10 protein-coding genes are annotated in these 11,507 nt (G+C 70.1%); 7 read left to right on the forward strand and 3 right to left on the reverse strand.

Annotation, left to right across the window (positions count from 1 at the left end; translation table 11 throughout):
• Nucleotides 1-274 precede the first annotated feature (274 nt).
• Complete coding sequence (locus VXC91_RS37550) at nucleotides 275-1,657, reverse strand: M6 family metalloprotease domain-containing protein (RefSeq protein ID WP_329511836.1); 1,383 nt, start codon at nucleotides 1,655-1,657, stop codon at nucleotides 275-277.
• 463 nt (nucleotides 1,658-2,120) lie between these two features.
• Between VXC91_RS37550 and VXC91_RS37555 the strand changes: the two genes are divergently transcribed.
• Nucleotides 2,121-4,007, forward strand: coding sequence for a putative bifunctional diguanylate cyclase/phosphodiesterase (locus VXC91_RS37555; RefSeq protein ID WP_329511837.1), 1,887 nt, complete (start codon nucleotides 2,121-2,123; stop codon nucleotides 4,005-4,007).
• Nucleotides 4,008-4,067: 60 nt separating this feature from the next.
• Here VXC91_RS37555 and VXC91_RS37560 read toward each other — a convergent pair whose 3' ends face one another.
• Nucleotides 4,068-5,150 (reverse strand): LLM class flavin-dependent oxidoreductase, encoded by a 1,083-nt coding sequence (locus tag VXC91_RS37560; RefSeq protein ID WP_329511838.1) that lies wholly within the window; start codon nucleotides 5,148-5,150, stop codon nucleotides 4,068-4,070.
• 88 nt (nucleotides 5,151-5,238) lie between these two features.
• A complete protein-coding gene (locus tag VXC91_RS37565; RefSeq protein ID WP_329511839.1) occupies nucleotides 5,239-5,970 on the reverse strand; it encodes a maleate cis-trans isomerase family protein in 732 nt (243 codons plus the stop codon).
• Nucleotides 5,971-6,325: 355 nt separating this feature from the next.
• On the opposite strand from VXC91_RS37565, the gene VXC91_RS37570 reads away from it, so the two are divergent.
• From VXC91_RS37570 to VXC91_RS37595, 6 genes are all read left to right on the forward strand, one after another.
• Entirely contained in the window at nucleotides 6,326-7,288 is a 963-nt protein-coding gene (locus VXC91_RS37570; protein ID WP_329511840.1) for a D-2-hydroxyacid dehydrogenase, read from the forward strand.
• Between the two features lie 135 nt (nucleotides 7,289-7,423).
• On the forward strand, nucleotides 7,424-8,329 hold the full coding sequence (ehuB, locus tag VXC91_RS37575) for an ectoine/hydroxyectoine ABC transporter substrate-binding protein EhuB (protein WP_329511841.1): 906 nt from the start codon (nucleotides 7,424-7,426) through the stop codon (nucleotides 8,327-8,329).
• On the forward strand, nucleotides 8,326-9,036 hold the full coding sequence (gene ehuC / locus VXC91_RS37580) for an ectoine/hydroxyectoine ABC transporter permease subunit EhuC (RefSeq protein WP_329511842.1): 711 nt from the start codon (nucleotides 8,326-8,328) through the stop codon (nucleotides 9,034-9,036). The genes ehuB and ehuC overlap by 4 nt, the downstream gene beginning before the upstream one ends.
• On the forward strand, nucleotides 9,033-9,683 hold the full coding sequence (gene ehuD, locus VXC91_RS37585; protein ID WP_329511843.1) for an ectoine/hydroxyectoine ABC transporter permease subunit EhuD: 651 nt from the start codon (nucleotides 9,033-9,035) through the stop codon (nucleotides 9,681-9,683). The genes ehuC and ehuD overlap by 4 nt, the downstream gene beginning before the upstream one ends.
• 10 nt (nucleotides 9,684-9,693) lie before the next feature.
• The gene (gene ehuA, locus VXC91_RS37590) at nucleotides 9,694-10,470 is read left to right on the forward strand and encodes an ectoine/hydroxyectoine ABC transporter ATP-binding protein EhuA (RefSeq protein ID WP_329511844.1); all 777 of its coding nucleotides are present in this window, start codon (nucleotides 9,694-9,696) and stop codon (nucleotides 10,468-10,470) included.
• A 203-nt stretch (nucleotides 10,471-10,673) separates the two neighbouring features.
• Nucleotides 10,674-11,432: an IclR family transcriptional regulator gene (locus VXC91_RS37595; protein ID WP_329511845.1), complete on the forward strand. Its 759-nt coding sequence runs from the start codon at nucleotides 10,674-10,676 to the stop codon at nucleotides 11,430-11,432.
• Nucleotides 11,433-11,507 lie beyond the last annotated feature (75 nt).

Consider the following 11,507-nt stretch of genomic DNA (forward strand, 5'->3'; position numbering starts at 1 on the left):
ATGGCGATGGCGATTCGTGTTCGCGGACAGCGCGAAGCGGGTCGCCATCGTTGTTTCTGCGCGGCTGCCTCGAGCGTGTGGGGGCTTCGCCACCCACACCCCCGCTCCGGCTCACCCACCGTGGACGCCCGGTCCCACACCCCCACCACCCCGGCAAGCGCCAGGTCCGCCCCCTCCGCACAGGTCACAGCCGCGAGCGGACCCCGCCGCAATCGCGGGCCGCTCGCGGCTCGCCTCTGTCGGGGCGATCGGCGGTGGTCGTGGGGCGCGGGACTCACTTCCTCGTGATCTTCACCGTCCACGCTCCGGTGGCCGTGCGGTCCTCCACCTCCACCCCCACCTTCACCGCGCCGGCCGCCACGGTGAAGCTCTCGCCGACCGACACCGGGGCGTCCGCGAGAGCCGGATAGACCGAGTTGCCCTGGCAGGCCTCGGACCGCGGATGGGCGTCCAGGACCTCGATCGGACCGCTGCCCGACTCCGTCTCACTGTGAACGCGATAGACGAGGACGCCCGGGAGGCAGACCGTGGTGTCGTTGCCCAGTGCGCCGCGCGCCTCGATGGCGAGCACGCTGTCGGTTCCCGTCCGCACCACCGCCAGTTTGGTGCCGTTTCCCGAGCCGAACGCCTCCACCCCGCGTCCGGGGTACCGCTCTCCGGGGCTGCCCGCCGCGCCCGTCGTCCCGGAATCCCACTCCGTACCCGCATGCACCGGCACCTGCGGCACTCCGGTCGGGCCGGCCCCGAGCGGCTCCAGCGTCAGCCGGGTGACCGCGCCCCGCACACACACCACCTGCCGCGGATCCAGCCACCCCAGTTTCCACTTGTGCCAGGCGAACAGATCCGGTGCCAGCCCGAACTGGCTGCCCATGAGGTCCCAGTCGCCGACGTAGGTGTCCCAGTCGCCCTTGCCGTCGGTGGGACGGTGATAGAGGTCGGGCAGGTCGAAGACATGACCCGTCTCATGGGCGAGGACCAGCCGGTCCGGCGGGTGCTTCTCGAAGATCGTGACCATCCGGCGGATGTCCGTGCCGTCGGCGCGCAGCGGGGTGTCGAGGTTGACCACCTTCGTGGCGTCCGAGTCGACTCCGGGCGCGTCCGGGTCGGCCACGAGGTACACGATGTCGTACTGCGAGAAATCGACCTCCTTGTCCGCCACGGCGAGCGCGTCGTGCAGATACGCGGCCCGGTGCTCGGGGTCCCAGTCGCGCCCGATGGCGTACCGGGCGGCGGGGCGGGGCATGCCGATCCAGTGGCCCACAGGATGCGGGCGTACCGAGAACCGGCCGTAGGAGGCGCGTTCGAAAAAGCGGTTGGTTTCCGGGAAGTAGTCGCTGGTCAGCTCGTTGGGCGTGGTCACCGGAGTCGAGTCCGGGAACGACAGGAAGACCAGGACCGCGTCCAGTGGGCGAGTGGGGTGTGCGTAGTCGGCGTTCCAGGTGTCCACACCCTCCGAGTGATGGGCCATGCTGCGCGGGAGTTCACAGGGCGCCGTCGGCAGTCCGACGAGTGAGGGTCCCGTGATGAGCGAGGTCGCCACCAGCGCGGCCATCGACGTGGCCATGGCCGCGGTCCTGCGCAGCATGGACGTCCTGCCCCGTACGAGTGCCTTGGGGACGTACCTGGTTGGCCCCTCGAGGGGGAGCGGACGCGGCACGTCGACCTCCGGGTGCGGTTCAGGGATTCCGCACCCAGCCTTGTCTTACTTGTATGACTACGCCCTGTTTGCCTGCCCCAGAAGGGTGAGACCCCCTCAGTCGGGGGAAAGGGCAGAGGGAAACCGCGCCGACCAGGGGAGGGGCGGTGCGACGCGGGAGCGCACGACGGCGCACGAACACCGAGGGGGCGGTCGACATGGGCCGACATCCCGGATACTCACGCAACGTCACAACCGAGGGCAGTCTGATAGACCGGCGCCCAGTGCGGGCAGAAACGATCTGTCAGAGCGTGTGCCCGTTCCAGGACACTGGACATCGGCTGGAAGGCCTCTGGGCCAGCCTCTATGATCGGCACACTTTCCGGCACGAACACGACGTGTACGGTCGCTCACCACGCGGCCGTCGACCCCGACGAGACACACGAGATCCGTACGAAGAACGAGTGCACTGCGGGAGCGAGCGGTGAGCGGAACGTCCGAAGGGCCGGCGCCCGCGGCAGACCTCGTCAGCCCGGCCGTCACAGGGAGTAGCGAGGGTACGTCGAGCGGTGCGGCCGAGCCGTCGTCCCTCCCCGGGGCGCATCCGATCCCGCCGGCCACCGACCCTCCGCGCCCCGCCGCCCAACCTCACTCGCTCGGAGCCGCGTTCACCGCTGCTCCGCTCGCCATGGCGGTCGTCGACCGGGAGGGTCTGGTCGTCACCGCCAACGAGACGATGGGATCGCTGATCGCCACCGGCACGGACGCTCTGACCGGGAAGGTCGCCGCCGATCTGGTGGACCTGTCCTCGGACGCCCGCACCTGGCACGCCTACCGTGAGGTGCTGCGCGGCCACCAGGCCCGCCTGCGCTGTACACGCCGCCTCAAGCATCCCGACGGTCACTCGCGCTGGGTGCAGGTGACCGTCACCCCACTGCCCGAGGCGGAGAAGGCCGTTTTGCTCTCGGTCTCCGACATCAGTGCCCGTCGCGAACTCCAGGCGCAGCTTCGGCACTTGCAGATGCACGACCCGGTGACCCGGCTGCCCAACCGCACGCTGTTCTTCGAACGCCTGTCTGCCGCACTGGAGGCGGAGTCGTACGAGGAGAGCGGCACCGGCCGGGTCGGGCTGTGCTACCTGGACCTCGACGGCTTCAAGGCCGTCAACGACACCCTCGGGCATCGCGTCGGGGACCGGCTGCTCGCGGCCGTCGCGGAACGCCTGACGACGTGCGCGGACGAAGTGGGCTATGCGCGGGCGGCCACTCCCCTGGTGGCCAGGCTGGGTGGCGACGAGTTCGCCCTGCTCGTCGAGGACTCGACGGGCACCGACCAACTCTCCGAGCTGGCCGAGTCGGTGCTCAAGGCACTTCAGGCACCGTTCGACCTGTCCGGGCAGCGCCTGTCCGTCTCGGCGTCCATCGGCGTGGTGGAGCGCCACGCGGCCGGGACGACGGCGACGGGTCTGATGCAGGCGGCCGATACGACGCTGTACTGGGCGAAGGCCGACGGCAAGGGGCGCTGGACCCTCTTCGACCCCGAGCGCAACGCCCACCGCATGACCCGCCAGGCCCTGTCCTCCGGTCTGCGCCCGGCCATCGAGCGGGGTGAGTTCGCGCTGGAGTACCAACCGCTCGTCGGTATGGAGGACGGGCGGGTGCGCGGGGTCGAGGCGCTGGTGCGCTGGCATCACCCGCGGTTCGGCACACTGACACCGAATCAGTTCATCGGACTGGCGGAAGAAGACGGCTCGATCGTGCAGCTCGGGCGCTGGGCGCTCAAGGCCGCCTGCCGTCAGGCGCGCCGCTGGCAGCTGGAGCGCCCGGACGAGCCGCCGATCTTTGTCAGCGTGAACGTGGCGGTGCGTCAGGTCTGGGACTCCGACCTGGTGGCCGATGTGGCGGGAACCCTCGCGGAAACGGGACTCGCCCCCCATCTGCTGCAGTTGGAGCTCACCGAGTCCGCGGTCATGGGCTCGGCGGGCCGGCCGCTGCAGGCCCTTCAGGCGCTCAGCGACATGGGGGTGCACATCGCCATCGACGACTTCGGGACGGGCTACTCCAACCTCGCCTACCTCAGCCGGCTGCCGGTGTCGGTGCTGAAGCTGGACGGCTCGTTCGTCCGCGGCTTCCAGTACGAGGGTACGGGCGTGCATCCCAACCCCGCGGACGAGGTCATCGTGGAGGCCATGATCCAGCTCGCGCACCGGCTGGGTCTGACCGTCACCGCCGAGTGCGTGGAGACCTCCGCGCAGGCCAGCCGGCTGCGGCGGATCGGCTGCGACACCGGCCAGGGATGGCTGTACTCCCGGCCGGTGCCACCGGACCGGATCTCCGAGCTGGTGGTGTCGGAGGCCTGCCGCCCTTCATGACCGGAAAGGTGCAGTCCCGCGGGCTTCCGGCTCGTCCGGTGTGACGGTGTCCCTGCACGCTCAGGCGGTCGGCAGTCCGTAGGCGTCCGCGATCAGCTCGTAGGAACGCACGCGTACGTCGCCGCCGTGGGCGTTGGACGTGAGCATCAACTCGTCGGCGCCGGTCCGCTTCTGGAGGTCGTCCAGGCCCGAACGGACCTCGTCCGCCGTGCCGTGGATGACGTTCGCCGTCCAGGACTCGAAGAACTCCTGCTCCAGCGGGCCGAACTCGTACGCCTCCGCCTCCTCCGGGGTGGGGACGAGGCCCGGGCGGCCCATGCGCAGCCGGAGCATGTTCAGGGCGGCGGCCCTCACCTGGCTGCGGGCCTCCCTCTCGTCGTCGGTGGCCAGGGCGGCGACGCCGATCAGGGCGTACGGGGCCTCGAGCACCGCGGACGGCCGGAAGGACTCGCGGTACAGGTCGAGCGCCGGGATGGTGTTCTGCGCCGAGAAGTGGTGCGCGAAAGCGAAGGGCAGGCCGAGCATGCCGGCCAGGCGGGCGCTGAAACCGGAGGATCCGAGCAGCCAGAGCGGCGGCCGGTGCGGGGACTGCACGCCACCCGGGGAGGTGGCCTGGACGGGGCCCGGGACCGCGTGGATGCGGGCATACGGATGACCGTCCGGGAAGTCGTCGTCGAGGAAACGGGTCAACTCGACGAGTTGCTGGGGGAAGTCGTCCGCGCCCTCGTTCAGCCGGTCGGTACGGCGCAGCGCGGCGGCCGTGGCGCCGTCGGTGCCCGGGGCACGGCCGAGGCCCAGGTCGATGCGGCCGGGGGCCAGGGCCTCCAGCGTGCCGAACTGCTCCGCAATGACGAGCGGGGCGTGGTTGGGCAGCATCACCCCGCCCGAGCCGAGCCGGATGCGGTCCGTGTGGGCGGCGAGGTGGGCGAGGATGACGGCGGGCGAGGAGGACGCCACACCTGGCATCGAGTGGTGCTCGGCGACCCAGTAGCGGTGGTAGCCGCGGGACTCCGCGAGACGGGACAAGGCGACGCTGGTGCGGAGGGCGTCGGTGGCGGTGCGGCCCGCACCGACCGTGACCAGGTCAAGTACGGACAGGGGAACGGGCGCGGTGCCCTGTGCCGTGGCTCGGATCTCGTCCACCCAACTGCCTCCTGCGTGTGTGTCGCGACTCCGACGCACAACGGGAGGCAGTCCCCGGTTATTCCCCGTTGCGTCGCCCGGCCGGGGGTCACACCTGGACGATCGGCTCCCTGGTGAACAGGGTGCCGAGGTTGGGGGCGTTCACGCGGCGGTCCACCAGGCGCAGGGCCTCCCAGACCGTGACCTGGTTCGCCGTGAGGACCGGCTTCGCCAGTTCCTTCTCCAGGGCCGTCAGATGCGCGACCGTGTGCAGCGCCGTGTCGGGAAGCAGGACCGCGTCGGCGTCGGCGTGGTCGCCCTCGTGGGCGAGTGCACTCACCTCTTTCGCACCCCAGGCCGCCACCTCCCCCGCCGTCGCCGCCCCGGCCGCGTGCACCGACACCACTTCTACGTCCGCCGCCCGAAGGAACGCGGCGAACAGGTCCGTGACGTCACCGGGGTAGGGCGCCGCGACGGCCACCCGCCGCGCCCCGATCTCCCGTGCCGCGTGCACGAAGGCGAACGAGGTGGCTGAGGCCGGCATACCGGCCGTGCGCGCGAGGGTGCGCACCTGCTCATGGGCGCCCTCCCAGCCGAGCACGAAACTCCCGCTGGTGGACGCCCACACCACCGCCTCGGCGCCGGCGAGCCTCAACTCCTGGACGCCCGTCGCCAGGCGCTGCGGTGAGCCGATCCGCGACAGCGTGTCCACCCGGTAAGCGCCCTCCCGCGCGTCGGTCTGCACGAGAGCCACCCGGATGTCGCTGGCCAGAAGCTGCTCGATGCGTGGGTAGTCGTCCTCGGCGTAGTGGCCCGGGTAGAGGAATCCGAGTGCGGTCATGCCCAACCTTCCTGTTCTTCCGGCGGTGCGGGTCCCTGGTGTGCTGCCTGTCCCTCCCACTGCCTCCAGGGCGTGGGAGGCGTCCCCAGCAGAGCCTGATGGGGACGCGCCGCCCGGGTACCCAGGTGACGCTGAGCCGCCCGCCCCCGTCACCTGCTTGGCGGAGACGACGTCCATCCCGGCGCGCAGGAACGCCTTCCCAAAGCGCGGGCCGGGTAACGCCGGCGCGGCGACGTCCGAGGCGTCCCGAGCGATTGACGGCCGTCGCTTCGGGTGCGACCGTGGGCCATCCGCGCATGTCAGATGCCCGGCCGGCAGCCCCCCGGCCGCCGCCGAACGGAGACACGGTTCCCGTATGACCGCCCGCCCGCCCGGCCGCCCCACGCTGCTCGTCCTGGACGCCGAGCCGCTGCCCCGGCTCGGCCGGCTGACCGGTCGGGTGCGGATCGAGCACGCGGACGACTCGACGCTCGCCCGGCGACTGCCGTACGCCGACGTGCTGCTCGTCTGGGACTTCACGTCGCGCGCCGTGCGCGACGCCTGGCCCGGTGAGGGCCCGCGGCCACGCTGGGTGCACACCGCGAGCGCGGGCGTGGACCATCTTCTGTGTCCCGAACTCGCCGCGTCCGAGACGGTGGTGACAAACGCGCGAGGCATCTTCGAACAGCCCGTCGCCGAGTACGTGGCCGCGCTCGTCCTGGCGATGGCCAAGGACCTGCCACGGACGTGGGACCTGCAACGAGAGCGCCGGTGGTGGCACCGCGACACGGCACGGGTCGCGGGCACGCGCGCGTGTGTGGTCGGCTCCGGACCGATCGGGCGGACGATCGCCCGCACGCTCAAGGCGCTCGACGTCACGACCTCGATCGTGGGCCGCGTCCCGCGCACCGGCATCCACGGCCCCGCCGACCTCGACCGTCTCATGGCCCGCGCCGACTGGGTGATCGCGGCGGCGCCCCTGACCGAGCAGACGCGGGGCATGTTCGACGCACGCCGCTTCGGCGTCATGCAGCCCTCGGCCCGCTTCGTCAACGTCGGGCGCGGGGGGCTCGTGGTCGAGGAGGCGCTCGCCGAGGCACTGACGAAACGGTGGATCGCGGGCGCGGCGCTGGATGGCTTCCGGCAGGAGCCGCTCACCCCCGACAGCCCGTTGTGGCGCGTCCCGGGGCTGCTCGTGTCCCCGCACATGAGCGGCGACACGGTCGGCTGGCGCGACGCACTGGGAGCGCAGTTCGTCGCGTTGTACGAGCGCTGGGAGGCGAGGAAACCACTCGTGAATGTGGTCGACAAGTCACGCGGATACGTGCCGGGTCACTGAGCCCTCACCCTGTGCAGTCATGGCAGGTCAGCGCCGCGACGGAGCGGAGGCGTGACCTGCCCGCGGGGCGCACCGCGGGCACCGGGACGAAAATCGGCCTGAATACATCGCATGGTCCCGGGTAGCCGCGCGCCCATGGCTCCACCACAGACGAATGACGCAGGGAAACCCGGAACCACCAGACGGTCACTGCTCGCCGGTATCGCCGCGGTCGGCGCGCTGGGCGCCGCCGGCTGCAGCCGCGTGGCCGCAGCGTCGACGACGCACGGCGGTGATCTGCTCAGCCGGCTCAAGGCCCAGGGCGTCGTTCGCCTCGGCATCGCCGGAGAGATCCCCTTCGGTTACATCGACAAGAACGGAAACCTCACCGGCGAGGCCCCGGAGCTGGCCAAGGTCATCTTCAGGCGACTGGGCGTCGACCGGGTCCAGCCGGTGCCGACCGAGTTCGGCTCGCTCATCCCCGGACTGAACTCACAGCAGTTCGATGTCGTCTCGGCCGGGATGTACATCAACCCCGAACGCTGCCAGCAGGTCATCTTCGCCGACCCGGACTACCAGATGCTCGACTCCTTCATCGTGCGCAAGGGGAACCCGAAGGGCCTGCACACGTACCGGGACGTCGTCGAGAAGAGGGCGAAATTCGCCACCGGGACCGGATACGCGGAGATCCAGTACGCCGTCGAGGCCGGCTACAAGGAGAGCGAGATCCTGATCGTCCCGGACCAGGTCGCCGGGCTGAACGCCGTCGAGGCGGGGCGGGCCGATGTGTTCGCGGGTACCGCTCTGACCACCCGCGAGGTCGTCAAGAACTCCCGGAAGACCGAGGCCACCAAGCCCTTCGCCCCGCTCGTGAAGGGCAAGCCGCACATCGACGGCGGCGGCTTCGCGTTCCGGCCCACCGAGACGGGGCTGCGGAACGCCTTCAACGCCGAGCTGAAGAAGCTGAAGGCGAGCGGCGAGCTCTTCCGCATCCTGCGTCCGTTCGGCTTCACCAAGGCCGAGATGACCGACATGACCGCGAAGGAGCTGTGCCGCGGATGACCTCGGGACTGTGGGAACTCGTACTGAAGGGCATATGGACCACGGTCCAGCTGCTCGTGCTCAGCGCACTGCTCGCGACCGCCGTGTCCTTCACCGTCGGCATCGCACGCACCCACAGGCGGTGGATCGTGCGCTTCCTCGCCGGCTTCTACACCGAGGTGTTCCGCGGGACCTCGGCCCTGATCATGATCTTCTGGGTGTTCTTCGTGCTGCCGCTCGCCTTCGGCTGGCAGCTGGTGCCGATGTGGGCGGGCACGCTCGCACTGGGCCTGACGTACGGGGCCTACGGCGCCGAGATCGTGCGGGGCGCCCTCAACTCCGTCGACCCCGCACAACGCGAGGGCGGGATAGCGCTGAGCTTCACGCCATGGCAGCAGATGCGGAAGATCCTGCTGCCGCAAGCGGTGCCGGAGATGATCCCGCCGTTCTCCAACCTGCTGGTGGAGCTGCTCAAGGGCACCTCGCTGGTCTCCATCATGGGCATGGGTGACCTGGCCTTCAGCGGCAACCTGGTGCGGCTCGCGCTTCAGGAGAGCACGCAGATCTATACGTACATCCTGCTCATCTACTTCGTGATCGCCTTTCTCCTCACCCGGCTGATGCGCGGGCTCGAGAACCGGCTCAAGGCCGGGGTCGGCAAGGCGCCGCAGCCCGCCCTCTCCGTACGGCGGTCCAAGACGACGACGGTCGGAGGTGGTGTCGCGTGAAGTGGGACTGGGGTGCCGTCCGCGACTTCCTGCCGCACTTCTGGGACGGCCTGCTCGTCACCCTCCAGGCGCTGGCCATCGGCTCGCTGATCTCCTTCGCCCTCGGTCTCGTGTGGGCACTGCTGATGCGCACGCCGACGCGGTGGGTGCGCTGGCCGGTGGGGATCGTGACCGAGTTCATCCGCGACACACCGCTGCTGGTGCAGCTGTTCTTCCTCTTCTACGTGCTGCCCGAGTGGGGACTCGCCTTCTCCGCACTGACCACCGGTGTGGTCGCGATCGGCCTGCACTACTCCACGTACACGATGCAGGTCTACCGCGCCGGCATCGAGGCGGTGCCCGCCGGCCAGTGGGAGGCCGCGACCGCGCTGAGCCTGCCGATGCGGCACACCTGGACGGCGGTGATCCTGCCGCAGGCGATCCGCCGGGTCGTGCCGGCGCTCGGCAACTACGTGATCTCGATGCTCAAGGACACGCCGCTGCTGATGGCGATCACCGTCCTCGACATGCTCGGTGAGGCGCGGCTCTTCTCCCAGCAGAACTTCCAGTTCACCGAGCCGCTCACCGTCATCGGTGTGGCCTTCGTCCTCATCTCCTATCCCGCCTCCCTCCTCCTGCGAGCCCTGGAGCGACGCCTTGTCCGCTGACACCCCCCTCATGAAGGAACCCGACGCCCACGCCGACGTGCCGGCGGCCACCGGCGAACTGATCCGCCTGGACAAGGTCACCAAGCGCTTCGGCAACCACACGGTCCTCGACCGGCTCGACTTCACGGTCGACGCGGGCAAGCACGTCACGCTGATCGGCCCCTCGGGCTCCGGCAAGACCACGATCCTGCGGATGCTGATGACCCTGACGAAGCCCGACGAGGGCACGATCACGGTCGCCGGGCAGAGGCTCTTCCCGGCCGGCGAGAAGCAGGTCCGCGAGATCCGCAAGAGCATCGGGATGGTCTTCCAGCATTTCAACCTGTTCCCCAACATGAAGGTGCTGCGGAACATCACCGAGGCGCCGGTCACCGTCCTCGGCCTGTCGAAGGACGAGGCCGAGCAGCGGGCGCGCGAGCTGCTCGACCTGGTCGGGCTGAGCGACCACCTGGACAAGTACCCGACCCAGCTCTCGGGCGGGCAGCAGCAGCGCGTGGCCATCGCCCGAGCCTTGGCGATGCGCCCCCAGGTGCTGCTGCTCGACGAGGTGACGTCCGCTCTCGACCCGGAACTGGTCGCCGGGGTCCTCGACGTCCTCCGTGACATCGCTCACACCACGGACATCACCATGCTCTGCGTGACCCACGAGATGAACTTCGCCCGTGACATCTCCGACCGGGTCCTGATGTTCGATTCCGGCCGGGTCATCGAGGCGGGCACCCCGGAGAAGATCTTCAGCGAGCCCGAGCAGCCACGCACGCGGGAATTCCTCAGCGCAGTGCTGTGACCACGGAAAGCGACATCGGCGGGGCCGCCCGGCACGGGCGGTCGGTTCATGACTGTGGCATATGCCAGCGTGATGCGCTCCTGCTGAGGGGACCGAATCGCGCCACAAAGTTCGTCAACACCCGCTCCCCGTCGCGTCGTTGAGCCTTATCTTGGAGGCAGCCAAGCTGTCCCGAGTACGGCCCAAAAGCGCAGGGGGAGACCGTGGCGCTGACCCATGAGCCGACCGCCCCGTACCACTCGGCCCAGGACGCACTGCGCGTCCTGGAGACGGTGGCGCGGCGCCCCGCCGGTGTCACCGACACCGAGCTCGCCCGTCATACCGGCTTCGGCACCCACCGGCTGACCTCGCTCCTGCGGATGCTGCGGCGAGAGGGGTACGTCGAGCAGACCGCCGACGGCGCGTACATCACCGGCACCGCCCTCAGCCGCCTCGGCTCCGCGCACGACCGCGAGCAGGCACTGCGCGAGAAGCTTCAGCACACGCTTGACCGGCTGCGCAGGTCGGTGGGCGCCGCGATCTACATGAGCCGCTACATCGACGGCGAGGTGCACGTCACACAGTGCGCCGAGAGCCCGGCGACACCCGCGGTGCACGAGTGGGTGGACTTCCGTTCCTCGGCCCATGCCAGCGCGGTCGGCAAGAGCCTGCTGGGGCAGCTCGACCTCAACGGCCGCCGGGACCACCTCGCCCGGCACAAGATGGCCCGGCTCACCTCGCGCACGATCACCAGCGAGAAACTCCTGCTGTCCCGCCTCGACGCCCACCCGCCGACCGTCCCGGTCCTCGATCTGCAGGAGTACGCGGTGGGCACGGTCTGCGCGGCCGTCCCGATCACCGCGGGGTCGGCGGTCGGCTGTCTGGCGCTGTCCCTGCCGGTGGAGCACGCGCATCGGCTACGGCAGGCGGCGGACCGGCTGAACAGGGGTGCGGCCCCGGTCCTGCTGTCGCTCGCGATCTGAGGGTGGTCACGAGCACCCTGTGGACCAGGTAGTATTTCTTTTGTCGCCGGACGCGAGAGCGAAACGCGACAGTCT

Origin of the sequence: Streptomyces chiangmaiensis (genome assembly GCF_036281785.1) — a bacterium.
Taxonomy (GTDB): domain Bacteria; phylum Actinomycetota; class Actinomycetes; order Streptomycetales; family Streptomycetaceae; genus Streptomyces; species Streptomyces chiangmaiensis.

What these genes read in the sequence shown, in the direction of transcription:
- VXC91_RS37565 (WP_329511839.1), bottom strand. Translation starts at nt 5,970, where the DNA reads ATGACCGCACTCGGATTCCTCTACCCGGGCCACTACGCCGAGGACGAC.
- VXC91_RS37570 (WP_329511840.1), top strand. Translation starts at nt 6,326, where the DNA reads ATGACCGCCCGCCCGCCCGGCCGCCCCACGCTGCTCGTCCTGGACGCC.
- ehuB (WP_329511841.1), top strand. Translation starts at nt 7,424, where the DNA reads ATGGCTCCACCACAGACGAATGACGCAGGGAAACCCGGAACCACCAGA.
- ehuC (WP_329511842.1), top strand. Translation starts at nt 8,326, where the DNA reads ATGACCTCGGGACTGTGGGAACTCGTACTGAAGGGCATATGGACCACG.
- ehuA (WP_329511844.1), top strand. Translation starts at nt 9,694, where the DNA reads ATGAAGGAACCCGACGCCCACGCCGACGTGCCGGCGGCCACCGGCGAA.